The 15,716-nt window shown below is 64.6% G+C and carries 17 protein-coding genes; 10 read left to right on the top strand and 7 right to left on the bottom strand.

Annotation, left to right across the window (positions count from 1 at the left end):
- Positions 1-321: 321 nt before the first annotated feature.
- A complete protein-coding gene (locus tag AC1DYC_RS22935) occupies positions 322-462 on the top strand; it encodes a hypothetical protein (RefSeq protein ID WP_477310557.1) in 141 nt (46 codons plus the stop codon).
- A gap of 165 nt (positions 463-627) precedes the next feature.
- On the opposite strand, the gene AC1DYC_RS22930 is transcribed toward AC1DYC_RS22935, so the two are convergent.
- Positions 628-1,284 carry a class I SAM-dependent methyltransferase gene (locus AC1DYC_RS22930; RefSeq protein WP_477410085.1) on the bottom strand — a complete coding sequence of 219 codons (657 nt, stop codon included), beginning with the start codon at positions 1,282-1,284 and terminating at the stop codon, positions 628-630.
- 144 nt (positions 1,285-1,428) lie between these two features.
- On the opposite strand from AC1DYC_RS22930, the gene AC1DYC_RS22925 reads away from it, so the two are divergent.
- The 4 genes from AC1DYC_RS22925 (at position 1,429) to AC1DYC_RS22910 (ending at position 5,374) form a co-directional block, all read left to right on the top strand.
- Positions 1,429-1,878 carry a thiol-disulfide oxidoreductase DCC family protein gene (locus tag AC1DYC_RS22925; protein WP_477410084.1) on the top strand — a complete coding sequence of 150 codons (450 nt, stop codon included), beginning with the start codon at positions 1,429-1,431 and terminating at the stop codon, positions 1,876-1,878.
- 42 nt (positions 1,879-1,920) lie between these two features.
- Positions 1,921-3,612 (top strand): DUF4166 domain-containing protein, encoded by a 1,692-nt coding sequence (locus AC1DYC_RS22920; protein WP_477410083.1) that lies wholly within the window; start codon positions 1,921-1,923, stop codon positions 3,610-3,612.
- A gap of 141 nt (positions 3,613-3,753) precedes the next feature.
- Positions 3,754-4,122, top strand: coding sequence for a YciI family protein (locus tag AC1DYC_RS22915; protein ID WP_142867448.1), 369 nt, complete (start codon positions 3,754-3,756; stop codon positions 4,120-4,122).
- A gap of 7 nt (positions 4,123-4,129) precedes the next feature.
- A complete protein-coding gene (locus AC1DYC_RS22910; protein ID WP_477410082.1) occupies positions 4,130-5,374 on the top strand; it encodes an RNA polymerase sigma factor in 1,245 nt (414 codons plus the stop codon).
- 15 nt (positions 5,375-5,389) lie between these two features.
- Here AC1DYC_RS22910 and AC1DYC_RS22905 read toward each other — a convergent pair whose 3' ends face one another.
- The 3 genes from AC1DYC_RS22905 to AC1DYC_RS22895 all read right to left on the bottom strand — a co-directional run bounded on the left by AC1DYC_RS22905 (position 5,390) and on the right by AC1DYC_RS22895 (position 8,295).
- Positions 5,390-6,016, bottom strand: a complete 627-nt coding sequence (locus tag AC1DYC_RS22905; RefSeq protein WP_477410081.1) for a glutathione S-transferase family protein — start codon at positions 6,014-6,016, stop codon at positions 5,390-5,392.
- Positions 6,017-6,357: 341 nt separating this feature from the next.
- Positions 6,358-7,338 (bottom strand): cysteine synthase A, encoded by a 981-nt coding sequence (gene cysK / locus AC1DYC_RS22900; RefSeq protein ID WP_477232304.1) that lies wholly within the window; start codon positions 7,336-7,338, stop codon positions 6,358-6,360.
- Positions 7,339-7,677: 339 nt separating this feature from the next.
- On the bottom strand, positions 7,678-8,295 hold the full coding sequence (locus AC1DYC_RS22895) for a LysE family translocator (RefSeq protein ID WP_477344548.1): 618 nt from the start codon (positions 8,293-8,295) through the stop codon (positions 7,678-7,680).
- Between the two features lie 221 nt (positions 8,296-8,516).
- Between AC1DYC_RS22895 and AC1DYC_RS22890 the strand changes: the two genes are divergently transcribed.
- Positions 8,517-9,446: a hypothetical protein gene (locus tag AC1DYC_RS22890; protein WP_477410080.1), complete on the top strand. Its 930-nt coding sequence runs from the start codon at positions 8,517-8,519 to the stop codon at positions 9,444-9,446.
- Here the strand turns inward: AC1DYC_RS22890 and AC1DYC_RS22885 are convergent.
- From AC1DYC_RS22885 to hrcA, 3 genes are all read right to left on the bottom strand, one after another.
- Positions 9,425-10,768 (bottom strand): PQQ-dependent sugar dehydrogenase, encoded by a 1,344-nt coding sequence (locus AC1DYC_RS22885; protein ID WP_477410079.1) that lies wholly within the window; start codon positions 10,766-10,768, stop codon positions 9,425-9,427. The genes AC1DYC_RS22890 and AC1DYC_RS22885 overlap by 22 nt on opposite strands.
- A 104-nt stretch (positions 10,769-10,872) precedes the next feature.
- Entirely contained in the window at positions 10,873-11,076 is a 204-nt protein-coding gene (locus AC1DYC_RS22880) for a hypothetical protein (RefSeq protein ID WP_477287041.1), read from the bottom strand.
- Between the two features lie 29 nt (positions 11,077-11,105).
- The gene (gene hrcA, locus AC1DYC_RS22875) at positions 11,106-12,191 is read right to left on the bottom strand and encodes a heat-inducible transcriptional repressor HrcA (RefSeq protein ID WP_112559112.1); all 1,086 of its coding nucleotides are present in this window, start codon (positions 12,189-12,191) and stop codon (positions 11,106-11,108) included.
- Positions 12,192-12,444: 253 nt separating this feature from the next.
- Between hrcA and rph the strand changes: the two genes are divergently transcribed.
- The 4 genes from rph (at position 12,445) to hemW (ending at position 15,642) form a co-directional block, all read left to right on the top strand.
- Positions 12,445-13,161: a ribonuclease PH gene (rph, locus tag AC1DYC_RS22870; RefSeq protein WP_023672052.1), complete on the top strand. Its 717-nt coding sequence runs from the start codon at positions 12,445-12,447 to the stop codon at positions 13,159-13,161.
- Between the two features lie 264 nt (positions 13,162-13,425).
- The gene (locus AC1DYC_RS22865; protein WP_477410078.1) at positions 13,426-13,836 is read left to right on the top strand and encodes a VOC family protein; all 411 of its coding nucleotides are present in this window, start codon (positions 13,426-13,428) and stop codon (positions 13,834-13,836) included.
- Positions 13,836-14,483 (top strand): RdgB/HAM1 family non-canonical purine NTP pyrophosphatase, encoded by a 648-nt coding sequence (gene rdgB, locus AC1DYC_RS22860; protein WP_477410077.1) that lies wholly within the window; start codon positions 13,836-13,838, stop codon positions 14,481-14,483. The genes AC1DYC_RS22865 and rdgB overlap by 1 nt, the downstream gene beginning before the upstream one ends.
- Position 14,484: 1 nt before the next feature.
- Positions 14,485-15,642, top strand: a complete 1,158-nt coding sequence (gene hemW / locus AC1DYC_RS22855) for a radical SAM family heme chaperone HemW (RefSeq protein ID WP_477310943.1) — start codon at positions 14,485-14,487, stop codon at positions 15,640-15,642.
- The last annotated feature ends 74 nt before the right edge of the window (positions 15,643-15,716 follow it).

The raw sequence follows: 15,716 nt of genomic DNA, 5'->3' as shown, positions 1-15,716 counted from the left end.
GAACGGGCAAGGCCCGTTCCGGTTCCGGCTGCCGCCAAGGGGCTTTCCAAGCGCGCGAACGGAAATTTCGCAGGGCTCGCCGAAATTGAAACAGAACCGCGCCCAAGCGACATCCAGACGAAACATATGTGATGCAAAAGTCACATTGGTCGGAAAGGGCTCAAAAGGCTCTGAAAGACCCCGAAACGGCCGCATTCCGGCCACGAAGCGACGGGTTTTCGACCGAAGATTAACATCGTGTTCACCGACTATTCACGCCTCGACGCTATGATCCCCGCAATCGGACGGGACATCCGAAAATCGGGACAGGGACTTGGTAAAATGAAATTCTGGAGCCACATCGCCGGCTACGCCGCCGCCATCCGCGAGTTCATCGCGCCGACCTATCGGCCGGAGCGTTATTACATGCGCGGCCCTGGCCCGGCCTGCGCCCGTCGTGGCACCTCGCTCGGCGCGCACTGATCATGACGTTCGAAAGCCGTCACGACAGCAGGATCTGCAGACCGGCCGCAGACCACCGCGCAACCACCTATCGCGCCGAGCGCCCCGCGCTGGCCGCGAGAAGCCGTGCGACAACGCCTCGGCTTTGATCCGGCCGCCGGCGGGTTCGGCGTGAGCATAACCCGGTTATATGTGGCTGATCCGCAGCCAATATTGGGAGTCAAAGGCATCGCCTGGAACTTCCTGCACGCGGAGCCCCCGTTTCTGACATTGTTCTACGATCCAAGGCAGCGCATGCCTAATCACACCAGGCGTGTCGGATTCGTGGCTGGTTCCGACCCAACGGTCGCCCTGATAGTCGTCTTCCGAATTTAGCGCCGGGAGGTACGAGGGCAGAAAAACACTGGTTGGAACCGAATCTCGAAGAAAGGACTCGAGCGTCGTTTCAATTTGCCGTTTGCTCGCATGCGTCCAAATCGACCCCGCCAGGAAATAGTCGAACTTGGTGGCGAAAACCGACGAGTCGAAATGCGGGTTGAAATCGAATCGAGGTTGCTTCGCCGCCAACAGATGAGGCGAAAACAGATGCTGGAGCCCATACTCGACCCGAGAGTAAGCCGGTTCAATACCGTGATAGCAGCCGGGGTCGAGGAAGCGTATCAGCCAATACGCGGTGCGCAGGCAACCGCAGCCGATGTCGAGAACCCTCGACTCCGGGCAAAGGCCCTCACCCAGCAGCGCGACAAATTGCCTGCGCCCTGCATCCTCAAAAGTCTCGACGGGTACACCTAAGAATCCATGCTGAGCCATCATTTCGGCTGCGCGGATTTGAACCTGTGACATCGTCCATTCCTTGACAGTAAGAATTGAAGCGACCGGAACACTACCGGGTCCTCATTGCGGCCACCACGCCCGACCATGAAGTTTCGTGTGCATCGATCCGGAAGCGCCGTTAGATTGGCCTGCACACAACCAACCGGGGCCATCGTGACCGACCTGCGTGAAACGAACGTTCCGTCCGAGCCGGCTCACTTCGATGCCAGCCAGCCGTTGATCGTTTTCGATGGCGTCTGCGTGCTGTGCTCGGGCTTCGTGCGCACTGTGGTCCGGCTCGACCGCAACAACCGTTTCCACTTCGCCACCGCGCAGTCGCCCTTCGGCGAGGCACTGTTTCGCAAATACGGGCTGCGCACCGACAGCTATGAGACCAATCTGGTCCTCATCGGTGACGCGCCTTTCATGCGGCTGGACAGTCTCATTGCCGTGGCGAGCGAACTCGGCTGGCCGTGGCGGGCGGCGAAAATCCTGCTGCTTCTGCCGCGCCCGTTGCGCGACTGGCTCTACGCGCGCATCGCCAAAAACCGCTATGCCATCTTCGGCCGCATGGACAGTTGCGAAATCCCGTCTCCCGCGATGCGGTCGCGGATGATCGGCTGATCCCATGTCGCCCAAAAGTGACCTCGGTTTTGGGAAAACGGCATGCATGGAGGCAACAGCGCGATGAGGCTTCTGGTCGTCGGCGGCTATGGCATTTTCGGCGGTCGCATCGTGCACTTGCTGGAGAGCGAGCCGCGCCTGACGCTGATCGTCGCCGGGCGCTCCCTGGCCAGGGCCGAAGCCTGGTGCAAGACCCGCACCGGCGCGGCGGCAAAGCTGGTGCCCGTTGCGTTCGATCGCGACGGCGATCTCGCCGCACAGCTCTCCGCGCTCAACCCCGATTGCGTCGTCGACGCCAGCGGCCCGTTCCAGGCCTATGGCGCGGGCCGCTACCGGCTGATCGAGGCCTGCATGGCGCAAGGCATCCATTATCTCGACCTCGCCGATGGATCGGATTTCGTCGCCGGCGTCTGCGCATATGACGAAGCGGCGCGCAAGGCCGGCCTGTTCGTGCTGTCGGGCGTGTCGAGTTTCCCGGTGCTGACCGCAGCGGTGGTGCGTCGTCTCTGCGCCGGCATGGCGCGGGTCGACACGATCCGCGGCGGTATCGCGCCGTCGCCCTATGCCGGGGTCGGCGAAAATGTCATCCGCGCCATTGCCGGCTACGCCGGCCAGCCGGTGGAGCTGAAACGCGACGGCAGCAAGGTTCAGGGCCATCCGCTGACCGAGCAGATGCGCTACTCCATCGCACCGCCTGGCAAGGTGCCGCTAAAAAGCACGCTGTTTTCGCTGGTCGATGTGCCGGATTTGCGCGCCCTGACGGACCAATGGCCCGAAGCCAAAACCATCTGGATGGGTGCCGGGCCGGTCCCCGAAATCCTGCACCGCGCCCTGATCGGCCTTGCCTGGCTGGTGCAGATCGGGCTGGTGCGCTCGCTGTGGCCGCTGGCGCCGCTGATGCACTGGGCGTCGAACCGGCTGCGCTGGGGCGAACATCGCGGCGGCATGTTTGTCGAAGTGGAAGGGACGGGCAAGACAGGCGAAGCGATCAAACGCTCCTGGCACCTTTTGGCTGAAGGCGATGACGGGCCGCTGATCCCGGCCATGGCGGTCGAGGCGCTGGTGCGCAACGTGCTGGACGGACAGGCGCCGGCGCCGGGCGCGCATGCAGCGGTGCGCGACCTCGAGCTTGACGACTATCAGACGCTGTTTGCCAGCAAGACGATCCATACCGGCTTCAGGGACGACACCGCCGACGCCGAGAAGCCGCTCTACCCGCAAGTGGTCGGCGACGCCTGGAGCACCCTGCCACAGGAAATCCGCGCCATGCATGAGCGCGTTGGAGCGGCTGAGGGTCGCGCCAGCGTCGAGCGCGGCGCCGGTATTCTTAGCCGGCTATCCGGCTGGCTGGTCGGATTTCCTCCCGCTGGTGCCGACATTCCGGTGCAAGTCCGTTTCGACGCCGCCAGGAACAGTGAGACCTGGACGCGAACGTTCGGCGCCCACACTTTCTCCAGCGATCAGCTCGCGGGACGGGGTCGATCGCAACGGTTGTTGTGCGAGGGCTTCGGGCCGCTGAGCTTCGCCATGGCACTGGTGGCAGAGCAGGGAAGACTGTCGCTCGTGCTGCGCCGCTGGAGCTTTCTCGGCCTGCCGCTGCCGATGTGGCTCTGCCCGCGCTCGGCATCCCATGAGCGCGTCGAGGACGGCCGCTTCCGTTTCCATGTCGAGATCTCGCACCGGCTCACCGGGCTGATCGTGCGCTATCGCGGCTGGCTCGAGCCGAAAGCCTGATCCCGGCGAAAAGCTGGCCCTTGCGGAAATTCGTGGTGAAGACGAAAGTTTTTTCGCGGCGCCTGTCGAAAACGGACGTGGCCACACGACATATGTCCGGCACGCAACGACGCGGCCTTCCTAAAAAACGGGAGAAGACCCATGCGATACATGCTTTTGATCTATGCGAACGAAGCGGCGATGGCGGCCGCGCCGAGCGACAAGACCTACGAGATCAGCACCGCCTACGGCGCCTACACCGAAGCGTTGAAGAAATCCGGAGCGTGGCTCGCCGGCGACCGGCTGAAGCCGACCCAGCTTGCGACCGCGGTGCGGACGGCCAACGGCAAGACCAATGTGCTCGACGGTCCGTACGCCGACACCAAGGAGCAGCTTGCCGGTTTCTACATGATCGAGGCCGCGGACGCCGACGCGGCGATCGCATGGGCAGCGCGCTGTCCAGGCGCCAGCGCCGGCACCATCGAGGTGCGGCCGATCTGGGAAATGACCGAGTACCCCTCGCAGAAATGACCCAGTGATGGACAGTCGACCGGAGATCGCGCGCGCGGCGGCCGCGGCGGCCGCCCGGCAAAGCTACGGCAAGCTCGTCGCCTGGCTCGCGGCGCGCACGCGCGATGTCGCCGGCGCCGAGGACGCGCTGGCGGATGCCTTTGCCGCAGCCCTTGAGCGCTGGCCGAAAACCGGCGTGCCCGAAAAGCCGGAGGCCTGGCTGCTGGCCGTCGCGCGCCGCCGTGGCGTCGATACCGTGCGCCGTCGGCTGACCAGCGAGGCGAGCCGCGATCATCTCAAGCTGATGGCCGAGGAGATGGAGGCAAGCATGCAAGACGAAGACCTGCCCGACGAGCGGCTCAGGCTGATGTTTGCCTGTGCGCATCCGGCGATCGAAGCCAGCGTGCGGGCGCCGCTGATCCTGCAGACCATTCTGGGTTTCGACGCGGCGACAATCGCCTCGGCCTTCCTGGTCTCGCCGGCAACGATGGGCCAGCGCCTGGTGCGCGCCAAGAGCCGCATCCGCGAGATCGGCATTCCGTTCCGTGTACCGGAGCGGGCTGAACTCGGCGAGCGGCTGGATACGGTGCTGGAAGCGATCTACGCCGCTTTCGCCGAAGGCTGGACCGACCCCGCCGGCACCGAAACGAGAGCGCGCAATCTGGCGACTGAAGGCATCTGGCTCGGGCGGCTGGTGGCGTCGCTGATGCCGGACGAGCCGGAAGCGCTCGGCCTGCTGGCGCTGATGCTGTTTGCCGAGGCGCGGCGCGCGGCGCGGCGCAATGACGACGGCGACTACGTGCCGCTGGCCGATCAGGATTGCCTTCTGTGGGATCACACCTTGATCGACGAGGCCGAGGCGCTGCTCGGCCACGCCGCGACCATGGGCGTCATTGGCCGCTATCAGCTTGAAGCGGCCGTGCAGTCGGTGCACGCGACGCGGCGGCGAACCGGCCAGACCGACTGGGCGGCGATCCGAAATTTCTACGATGCTCTGTCGGTGATATCAGGCTCGCCGGTGGTGGCGATCAACCGCGCCGTGGCGATCGCCGAGACCGATGGGGCAGCGGCAGGTCTGGCTGCGCTCTACGTGCTTGGCGACGACAAGCGGCTCGCCGACTATCAGCCGTATTGGGCCGCCCGCGCCGGCCTGCTCGCCAGGCTCGGCAATACGCCGCAAGCGGTTGAAGCCTACGACCGGGCGATCGGCCTTGAACGCGACCCAGCCGTGCGCCGCTTCCTGCAGGCGAAGCGGACGATCCTGCGCCATTGAAATTTCGCTGTCCGTTCAGGCCGGCCACATCTCATGCGCTGTGTTGAGCCGCGTCATCAGCGGATGCGCCCGCAACACCGACCATACGCGCTCAATGTTCGGCCAGTCGGTGCGGGCCTTGTCGATATCGGGATGCCAGGCCACCAGCATGACGAGGTAGATGTCGGCCAGCGACATCGCGTTGCCGACCAGCCAGTCCCGCCCCTCAAGTGCCGCATCGACGATGGCGAAGCCGCGATCCATCTCGGCGATGGCTGCCTGCTTGACGGCTTTCTTGCCGTCGACATCGGTGGTGTAGCGATGGGCATAGTAGAGGCGCAGTATGGCGGGGTAGAGCGCCGACGACATGAACGCCATCCAGCGCAGGAAGTCGGCGCGGTCCGGCGAACTGGCAGCCGGCGCCAGGCCCGCCTCCGGGTGGCGCTCGGCAAGCAGGATGCAGATTGCCGCCGATTCGGTTATCGACTGACCGTTGGGCAAGGTCAGCACCGGAACCTGGTTCAACGGGCTGATGTCGAGGAAAGCCTGATCCGGCGGGTCCTTCTTCGGCACATCAATCTGGTCGAATTCTACGTTTGCCAGCGCCAATGCCGCCTCGACGACGAAGCCGCCGCTGCCCGGACGCGTGTAAAGTTTGTACATGAAGTGCTCCCTTGCCCGCACGGGGCCGAGGGAGACTTGCACCGGCTGCGGGCGGCGCTCAAGCGGGCCGGGAAGGTGCCAACGGGTATTTTGTTCGGTCCAGAAGGGAGCAAGTGCTGGAGGTCTCGGCGGGACAGCACCCCCCTCTGGCCTGCCGGCCATCTCCCCCGCAAGGGGGGAGATCAGATGTCACAGATGCGTTCGCCAATCACCAACGTTGCAGGGAGAGGCGTCGTCGAAGGAACTGCCAATCTCCCCCCTTGCGGGGGAGATGTCCGGCAGGACAGAGGGGGGTGGGAAGGATCGCTACCTATACCTTGTCGGCCCTCTCGCGCCGAGGCCTACGCCCCCAACCCGTCGAACAAAATCGTCGACAGATAGCGCTCGGCGAAGGACGGGATGATCACCACCAGGTTCTTGCCCTTGTTCTCCGGCCGCGAGCCGACGACGATCGCGGCTTGCAAGGCGGCGCCCGACGAGATGCCGACCGGCACGCCTTCCAGCCGCGCGACGAGGCGGGCGTTGGCGACCGAATCCTCGTTGGAAACCTTGACGATCTCGTCATAGATCGAAGTGTCGAGGATCTTTGGCGCAAAGCCCGCGCCGATGCCCTGGATCTTGTGCGGACCAGGCTGGCCGCCCGACAGCACCGGCGATGCCTCCGGCTCGACGGCGACGACATGCACCGAGGGCTTGCGCTGCTTCAACACCTGGCCGACGCCGGTGATGGTGCCGCCGGTGCCGATGCCGGCGACGAAGATGTCGACCCCGCCGTCAGTGTCGTTCCAGATCTCTTCGGCGGTGGTGCGGCGGTGGATTTCCGGATTGGCCGGGTTTTCGAACTGCTGCGGAATGACGGCGTCGGGCAGAGTGGCGGCCAGTTCGTCGGCCTTGGCGATGGCGCCCTTCATGCCCTTGGGACCTTCGGTCAGCACCAGTTCGGCGCCGAGCAGCGCCAGCATCTTGCGGCGCTCCACCGACATGGTTTCCGGCATGGTCAGGATCAGTTTGTAGCCCTTGGCAGCGGCAGCGAAGGCGAGCGCGATGCCGGTGTTGCCGGAGGTCGGCTCGATCAACGTCGTCTTGCCGGGCCTGATGCGGCCCGACGCTTCCAGCGCCTCGATCATCGAAACGCCGATGCGGTCCTTGACCGAGGCGATCGGGTTGAAGAATTCGAGCTTGGCCAGAAGGTTGGCGACGACGCCTTTCTCCTTGGCGAATTTGTCCAGCCGCACCAGCGGCGTGTCGCCGATCGTCTCGGTGATCGAATTGTAGACGCGGCCGCGGCCGGGCACGCGCGGCGAAGAGACGGGCTTGTTCATTGGTTTCGCTCCCAAATCAGGCAATTGGTCAGGCAATTGGCATCGGCGGACAGAATAGGGCTTTCGATCGCGCAAGATAGGCTGCCGCCCGAAAATATCGAGTGGGGCGCTTGCTGAAAACGCATCGCTCCCGGAAACGCATTTCCCGGACGGCCCGATTGGCGGAATGGATTGGCCGAGTAGCGGCCGAACACGCACCAAGGTGTATTGAGATTCAGGTCAGGCCGAGCCGAAAATGCTGGCTTGGGAGAACCGGCGGAGCGTACTTTTGGGTACGTGAGCACCGGAAGCGCAGCAAGCCGGCGTTTGCAGGCCGGCCTCACCTGAATATCGATGCACCTACTGGCGAGCCGCAATGGCTGCAGCCGCACCCACCATGAAGCCGGCGGCGGTGCGGTTCAGCGCCTTCAGCGCGCGTGGCGATTTCAGGAACCACCGCGCTTTGGCGGCCAGCGCCAGATAGGGCACCAGCACCACGAACAGCACGATGACGGTGAGCGCGACCAGGATGCCGTAGTCGGCCAGCGTAATGGTCTTCAGGTCGACGATGGTCGGCGTGATGGCGAGGTAGAAGATCATCGTCTTCGGGTTGCCGAGCGTGACGGTGAGGCCGGCAAGAAAGCTCGACACCAGACCGCCCTTGCCTTTCCTGGCCTCGACCGTCTCGGGCGTGATCCCGGCGGTCCAGAAACGCCAGCCGAGGAAGGCGAGATAGGCGACGCCCAGCCATTTGATGGCGAGAAACACCATGCCGAAGGTCTGCGCGACAAAGGCAAGGCCGAGCACCACGGCGGTGAGGTAGGTGAGGTCGCCGAGCATCAGGCCGAACGACATGGCCAGCGACGAGCGGAAGCCGGAGCCGAGCGCCCGCGCGACAAGCGCAGTGACGCCGGGGCCGGGAATGGCGGCGGCGATGCCGAGTGCGGCGCTGTAAGCGAGAAAGCCGGTGAGGGTCATGACGGTTTGCACCCCGTGAACGGCCCCTGATGGCATGAAAGCCGCCAGGGGTAAAACGGATTCGATTGCGCCAGCGGCTCGAACGGTCGCCCGGGCACCGCCGAAAAGAGAGATGGTTCACTTACGCGCCGGGGAAGAGCGGCTATCCCCCATCCGCCCCACCGCACGTTGCAATCCCTATTAGCTGCGCTCGTGCGCGGCTACACCGACAGGAGCTGCCCATGCTAGCGAAACGACTTCACATCCAGCTTCTGCAATGGAAGCCCTGTTCCGAGGCGCGCGGGCACGAGCTGGAATGGTATCTGTGGTTCGAGGGCCGGCAGGCCTTCAGCCTGTTCGACAAGGGCGCGAGCGATATCGTCCCAGCGCCTGGGTACTTTACCGACAGCCGGAACCCCGGCGCTCACCCCGTTCATCCGATGATCTATCCGCTGGTCGTCAACAACCGTTTCGAGGTGCGGCTGGTCGCGTTAGAGCGCGACTCCCCGGACCCCGGCGACAATGCCAAGGCCGGATTCTACATCGACCTCGACACCAAATATCCGCCGGTTTCCGACTGGCGCATCGTTGCTTCCGATCCGCGCAACAGCGACCTCAACGTGGAAGCGTCGTTCCAGCTGCAATGGCTGGACTATGTCGACACCAATGAGATTCCCGACACCGGCGTGCGGCGCATCGTCGACAAGTCCAATTATCCCTACCCCTGGGGCGCCAATGTGATGGTGTTCGAGCACTGGCTCGGGCTTGGCCGCAAGGCAGCGCTCAAGCTTGACGACCAGAACCGCGCATCGCGGCGCGAATACTGGATGATCAACGGCAATGCGGCCCGGCGCATGGTGCAGGACGTCTATCGCTTCAACGTCAACCAGCTGGGCGTCGCCAACGACACGATCAGCAGTGTTTACGTGCCGAAGCTCAAGGACGGCCACGTCACGGTGACGCTCTACGAACACGATTTCAACGACGGCCACTTTGCGCAAGGGGCGAAGAAGTCCTTCGGCTCGGTCGGCCTCTTCAATCTCAGGGATACCGGATTCGACGACCACGTCTCATCGGCCGAGGTGATTCATACCTATCCCAAGGCGATCCATCGGGACGTGCCCAGACCCGAATCGCGCTATTCGCCGGCTCAGGTGGGCCCGTCGACATGAGTGATGCGCCAGATAGTGCCGTTGGCGTCCTCGGTGAGGATGAGCGCGCCGTCCCTGGCCACCGCGACACCGACCGGTCGGCCCCAGACCGCATCGTCGGAGAGGACGAAGCCGGTGATGAAATCCTGATATTCGCCGGTCGGCTTGCCGTCGCTGAATTTCAGCCGCACCACCTTGTAGCCGGTGCGCACACCGCGGTTCCATGAGCCGTGCAGGGCGACGAAGGCATCGCCTCTATACTCGGCCGGAAAATTGCCGCCGTCGTAGAAGGCGATGTTGAGAGGCGCCGAATGCGCCTGCATCAGCACGTCGGGTACGGTGACCGAGCCGGCGAGGTCGGGCCGCGCGCCCTTGTGGCGCGGATCCTCATTGGCGCCGATATAGTACCAAGGCCAGCCATAGAAGGCGCCGTCCTTGACCGATGTGGCGTATTCGAACGGCACATTGTCGCCCAGCCCATCGCGCTCGTTGACGACGCACCACAGCGCGCCGGTCGCCGGCTGCACAGTCATACCCGAACAATTGCGCAGGCCGGTGGCGACGATGCGGCCATTCTTGCCGTCAGCGTCGAAGGCCAGCACGTCGGCACGGCCGCCCTCCCGACCCCAGGCGGTGCCTGGAGACATGGTTTTGGCCCAGGCGTCGAGGCCGCCACGCGGTTCCTTCCCCATGCCCTCGGCGACATTCGATCCGGAACCGACCGAGACATACAGCGTCTTGCCATCGGGCGAGAAGGCGATGTCGCGGGTCCAGTGGCCGCCCGACGGGATGTCGGAGACGATTATCTCCGCTTCGCCTGAGGCTTTCAGGTCGCCGTCGCGATAGGCAAACCGCACCACGCTGTCGGTGTTGGCGACATAGACCCATTGCGGCTTGTCATCAGGCGGGTAGAAGGCGATGCCGTAGGGCTGGTTGAGATCGCCGGCGAAAATGCCGTCCTCGGCCGGCTTCGCGCTGCCCTCGGCCAGCCGATAGACGCGGATCTGGTTGGCGTCGCTGTCGGCAACGAACAAATCGCCATTCGGCGCCACGCGCACGACGCGCGGATTGGCGATGCCGGAAGCGATCAATTCCGCCGAGAAGCCTGGCGGCAGGACGGGCTTGGCGCCTTCGGGCCGATCGCCGAGGCCGGCGCCGTTGGAGGCGGATTCGGTGAGATAGGGTTTTTCGAGATCAGCCGGCTTGATCAGCCGGCGCACGCCCGGTTTGTCGGCCTTCCAATCGCCGAACGCGTCCTTGCCCGTCAGCAACGGCTGGTCCTGAGCGAAGGCACTGGTGGCCACAAGCAGGGCAAGGCCCGCCAGGCCGGCAATCCGGATCATGCTGTCCTCCTCGAATTCACGCCGCGCCCGGCTGCTGCATCAAGCAGATATTGGGCGGGCGCATCCAAAAAGGAAGGTTGCGCTCGCAGATTCGAGGGAAACCGTCAGCTGTCTTCTTCCTCGACGTCGAGATCGTCGTCGAGACGCTTTTCCAGCTTCACGAGATCGTCCGGCAGCGGCAGGCCCATGGCGCGCATTTCGCGGAGCTTTTCGCGCAGCTGCTCCTGGATTTCGTGCTCGTCCTCGGGCTGGTTGACCATTTCCTCGAGCAGCAGACTGATCTGGGCCTTGAACGATTCAAGCGCCATTCTGCGCCCTCCTTTGCGGTGATGCCAACTTATCTCAACATGCGCGTAATCAGCTGCGCCGTATAGTCGACCATCGGCACGATGCGGGCATAATTGAGCCTGGTCGGGCCGATGACGCCGAGCGCGCCGACGACGCGGGCGTCCTTGTCGCGATAGGGCGCCACCACCAGGGACGAGCCCGACAGCGAAAACAGCTTGTTTTCCGAGCCGATGAAGATGCGCACGCCTGGCCCGTCCTCGGCGAGGTCGAGCAGCTGGATCAGCCCGTCCTGCGTCTCCAGGTCCTCGAACAGGTGCCGCAGCAATTCGATGTCGGCCTGGGCGGTGACGTTTTCGAGCAGATTGGCGCGGCCGCGCACGATGAGGCGCGCCGGCAGGCCGCTGTCGGCGCCGGCCCACACTGCCAGGCCCTTTTCGACCAGGTCCTGCGACAGGGTGTCGAGGGCGGCCCTGGTCTCGTCCTTGATGCGCGCGATCTCGATGCGCGCCTCGGCCAGCGTGCGGCCCCTGATATGGGCATTGAGGAAGTTGGAGGCTTCGTGCAGCTGCGACACCGTGATGCCGGCCGGCAGGTCGACGACGCGGTTCTCGACATCGCCGTTCTGCGACACCATCACGGCCAGTGCCTTGGTCGGCTCGAGCTGGATGAACTCGATGTGCTTCAGCGCCACCTCGTTCTTGGTGGCCAGCACCAGGCCGGCGCCGCGCGACATGCCCGACAGCATCTGGCTGGCCTCGGTCAGCATGTGTTCCAGCGTCGCGCCCGAGCCGGAGGCGCGCACCTGCGCCTCGATGACACGACGTTCCTCGTCGGAGAGGTCGCCGAGCTCCATGAAGGCATCGACGAAGAAGCGCAGGCCCGTCTGCGTCGGCAGGCGCCCAGCGGAGATATGCGGGGCGTAGATCAGGCCGAGATGTTCGAGGTCGCTCATCACGTTGCGGATGGTGGCCGGCGACAGCGACGATGGCAGGATGCGCGACAGGCTGCGCGATCCCACAGGCTCGCCATCCTTGAGGTAGGAATCGACGATGCGCCGGAAAATGTCGCGCGAGCGCATGTCGAGCGACTGCAGCGCGGGCGCCAGCAGACTGGGTTCGGTGACTGCCTTGGTCATTCGGGCCAAAAACCTCCGGCTAAAGGATATAGACTTCCTCCGCCCCTACGCAACCCGCTGCCGCACTTGCGGTCAGCGGCGTTTGTTCCAGATCGCCCGCTGCCGCGTCTGCGGTGGGCGGCGTCGCTCTTGCGATCGCCCAATGCAGTATGCGGTCACGGCGCCGCGATTGCGGCCATTTTCCTTTGCGCCATGGGCTGCATGCGTCTACAAGCCGCCGACGCAACTGCAAAAAGAACAGAAAGAGGCCTCGATGCGCCCCTCCAAACGCCAAGCCGACGAAATGCGCGCCATCTCCTTCGAGCGCGGCGTGTCCAAACACGCCGAAGGCTCGTGCCTGGTGAAGTTCGGCGACACGCATGTCCTGTGCACGGCGAGCCTGGAGGAAAAGGTGCCGGGCTGGATGCGCAATTCCGGCAAGGGCTGGGTGACGGCCGAATACGGCATGCTGCCGCGCTCGACCGGCGAGCGCATGCGCCGCGAAGCCTCGGCGGGCAAGCAGGGCGGCCGCACGCTGGAAATCCAGCGCCTGATCGGCCGTTCGCTGCGCGCCGTGGTCGACCTGCAGGCGCTGGGCGAGCAGCAGATCACTGTCGACTGCGACGTCATCCAGGCCGATGGCGGTACCCGCACCGCGTCGATCACCGGCGGCTGGGTCGCGCTCTACGATTGCCTGCGCTGGATGGAAGCACGGCAGATGGCCAGCGTCGCCAAAGTGCTGAAAGACCATGTCGCGGCGATTTCCTGCGGCATCCATGACGGCCAGCCGGTCATCGACCTCGATTATATCGAGGATTCGTCAGCCGGCACCGACGCCAATTTCGTCATGACCGGCAAGGGCGGCATCGTCGAAATCCAGGGCACCGCCGAGGGCGAGCCTTTCTCGGAAGGGCAGTTCGCGGAGCTGATGGGGCTGGCCAAGAAGGGCATTCAGCGGCTGGTCAGTTTGCAGCAGATGGCTGTGGCCTGATCCTCCAATGCCGAGCCTGGACACCCCCCTCTGGCCTGCCGGCCATCTCCCCCTCAAGGGGGGAGATTGGATGTCATCTTGGCAATCGCCAATCGCCAACGCTGAAATGTGGGCAGCAGCCTCGAAGCTGCCGATCTCCCCCCTTGAGGGGGGTGAGGAGTGGTCCGCGCAGCGGACGGGAAGCCAATTGCTTGGCTTTCGGAGCGACGAACGCCCGGAGCGTCAGCGAAGGGCCGGGACCGGCAGGACAGAGGGGGGTGCCTCGTGACGCCCTCTGCTATCCTTGAATCAGCTGTATACGTCACTGATCTCGCCGCCGCCGAAGCCTTCTACCGCGACATCCTCGGCCTCGACCTGCTCGGCAAGGTCGAAGGCAGGCATATCTTCTTCCGCTGCGGCGCCGGTGTTTTGCTGATCTTCAACGCCGAGGCGACCAAAATCCCGCCGGCGCCGGATGCGCGGCTGAAAGTGCCGCCGCATGGCACGGTCGGCGAGGGCCATCTCTGCTTTGCGGCAAGCGCTGATGAGCTCGCCCGCTGGAAGGCGCAGCTTGAGGCGAAAAACATTGCCATCGAAAGCGAATTCGAATGGCCGCAAGGCGGGCGCTCGATCTATATACGCGACCCCTCGGGCAATTCGATCGAGTTTGCCGAGCCACGGATCTGGGGCCTTTGATGCATTCTCTCGATGGAAAGAAGATCGTCGTCGCCAGCCACAATGCGGGCAAGCTGCGCGAATTCGCCGATCTGATGGGTCCGTTCGGCTTCGAGGCGAAGTCGGCCAAGGACTACGGCCTGCCGGAACCGGACGAGACCGGCACCACCTTCGAGGAAAATGCCTACATCAAGGCCTTTGCGGCGGCTGAAGCCACCGGCCTGCCGGCGCTATCGGACGATTCCGGCCTGTGCGTCGATGCGCTCGACGGCGCGCCCGGCGTCTACACCGCCAACTGGGCCGAAACCCCGGAAGGCACTCGTGATTTCGGCATGGCCATGCAGCGCACCGAAGTGGCCATGCAGGAGGTCGGCGCCGCCCAGCCGGCGCAGCGCAAGGGCCGCTTTGTTGCCGTCATTTGCCTCGCCTTCCCAGACGGCGAGGCCGAATATTATCGCGGCGAGGCTGAGGGAACGCTGGTCTGGCCGCCGCGCGGCGAGCTTGGCTTCGGCTACGACCCGGTGTTTTTGCCCGACGGTTTCGAAAAGACGTTCGGCGAGATGAGCGCCGAGGAAAAGCATGGCTGGAAGCCCGGCCAGTTGACGGCGCTGTCGCACCGCGCCCGCGCCTTCCAGAAATTCGCCCGCGCCCGACTTGGTTCGGCCTGAGATGTTGACCGACCGCAGCCCGGGCTTCGGCGTCTATATCCATTGGCCGTTCTGCGCGGCCAAGTGCCCGTATTGCGACTTCAACAGCCATGTCCGCCACCAGCCGGTCGACCAGGAGCGCTTTGCCCGCGCCTTCGAGACCGAGCTGAAGCATATGCGCGAGCGCACCGGGCCGCGCGACGTGACCAGCATCTTTCTCGGCGGCGGCACGCCGTCGCTGATGCAGCCGCAGACGGTGGCGGCGGTGCTGGATGCGGTGGCGAAGAACTGGACGGTGCCGGACGGCATCGAGGTGACGCTGGAAGCCAATCCGTCCTCGGTCGAGGCCGAGCGTTTTCGCGGTTATCGGGCCGCCGGCGTCAACCGTGTGTCGCTCGGCGTGCAGGCATTGAACGACAAGGATTTGCGTTTTCTCGGGCGGCTGCACAATGTCGAGGAAGCCTTGCATGCCATTGGGCTCGCCCGCGAGATCTTTCCGCGCCTTTCCTTCGATCTGATCTATGCCCGTCCCGGCCAGACGCTGGACGCCTGGCAGGCGGAGCTCGAACAGGCGATCGGCCACGCCGCCGACCATCTCTCCCTCTACCAGCTGACCATCGAGGAAGGCACGCCGTTCCACGCACTGCACGCGGCGCACAAATTCACCATTCCCGACAATGACCGGGCGGCCGACCTTTACGCGCTGACGCAGGAGGTCACCGCGACGCATGGTTTGCCGGCTTACGAGATTTCCAACCACGCCAGGCCAGGCGCCGAGAGCCGGCACAATCTGACCTATTGGCGTTACGGCGAATATGTCGGCGTCGGGCCGGGTGCGCATGGCCGCTTCATCGAAAACGGCCACCGTACCGTCACCATCGCCGAGCGGATGCCAGAGACATGGGCCAATCTGGTCGAGGCCAAGGGCCATGGCATCACCGGCGGCGAGATCCTGACGCGCTCGGAGGAGGCCGACGAGTTCCTGCTGATGGGGTTGCGGCTGGCCGAAGGCATCGACCTCACCCGCTACGAGGCGTTTTCCGGCCGCGGCCTATCCAGCGCGCGGCTGTCGGTGCTGCAGGGCGAAGGACTGGTGGCGCCGATCGGCAATGCAAGGCTGCGCGCCACGCCGGCCGGCATGATCGTGCTCGATGCCGTGGTGGCGGATCTGGCGCGGTAAGCCCACAGGCCAAGTGGCTGGTCTGTGTGGACGATTTATCGGCCTGAGCAAGGATGCTAGACGTTCGGCTTGTT

This window comes from Mesorhizobium sp. P2_E7 (genome assembly GCF_056403855.1).
The sequence above is the reverse complement of the archived record's forward strand: the minus strand, read 5'-3'. Positions and strand labels throughout refer to the sequence as shown.

Bases quoted from the DNA above. Each gene is read 5' to 3' on its own strand.
- AC1DYC_RS22935 (WP_477310557.1), top strand. From the start codon at position 322: ATGAAATTCTGGAGCCACATCGCCGGCTACGCCGCCGCCATCCGCGAG.
- AC1DYC_RS22930 (WP_477410085.1), bottom strand. From the start codon at position 1,284: ATGTCACAGGTTCAAATCCGCGCAGCCGAAATGATGGCTCAGCATGGA.
- AC1DYC_RS22920 (WP_477410083.1), top strand. From the start codon at position 1,921: ATGCATGGAGGCAACAGCGCGATGAGGCTTCTGGTCGTCGGCGGCTAT.
- AC1DYC_RS22915 (WP_142867448.1), top strand. From the start codon at position 3,754: ATGCGATACATGCTTTTGATCTATGCGAACGAAGCGGCGATGGCGGCC.
- AC1DYC_RS22910 (WP_477410082.1), top strand. From the start codon at position 4,130: ATGGACAGTCGACCGGAGATCGCGCGCGCGGCGGCCGCGGCGGCCGCC.
- AC1DYC_RS22905 (WP_477410081.1), bottom strand. From the start codon at position 6,016: ATGTACAAACTTTACACGCGTCCGGGCAGCGGCGGCTTCGTCGTCGAG.
- cysK (WP_477232304.1), bottom strand. From the start codon at position 7,338: ATGAACAAGCCCGTCTCTTCGCCGCGCGTGCCCGGCCGCGGCCGCGTC.
- AC1DYC_RS22895 (WP_477344548.1), bottom strand. From the start codon at position 8,295: ATGACCCTCACCGGCTTTCTCGCTTACAGCGCCGCACTCGGCATCGCC.
- AC1DYC_RS22890 (WP_477410080.1), top strand. From the start codon at position 8,517: ATGCTAGCGAAACGACTTCACATCCAGCTTCTGCAATGGAAGCCCTGT.
- AC1DYC_RS22885 (WP_477410079.1), bottom strand. From the start codon at position 10,768: ATGATCCGGATTGCCGGCCTGGCGGGCCTTGCCCTGCTTGTGGCCACC.
- AC1DYC_RS22880 (WP_477287041.1), bottom strand. From the start codon at position 11,076: ATGGCGCTTGAATCGTTCAAGGCCCAGATCAGTCTGCTGCTCGAGGAA.
- hrcA (WP_112559112.1), bottom strand. From the start codon at position 12,191: ATGACCAAGGCAGTCACCGAACCCAGTCTGCTGGCGCCCGCGCTGCAG.
- rph (WP_023672052.1), top strand. From the start codon at position 12,445: ATGCGCCCCTCCAAACGCCAAGCCGACGAAATGCGCGCCATCTCCTTC.
- rdgB (WP_477410077.1), top strand. From the start codon at position 13,836: ATGCATTCTCTCGATGGAAAGAAGATCGTCGTCGCCAGCCACAATGCG.
- hemW (WP_477310943.1), top strand. From the start codon at position 14,485: ATGTTGACCGACCGCAGCCCGGGCTTCGGCGTCTATATCCATTGGCCG.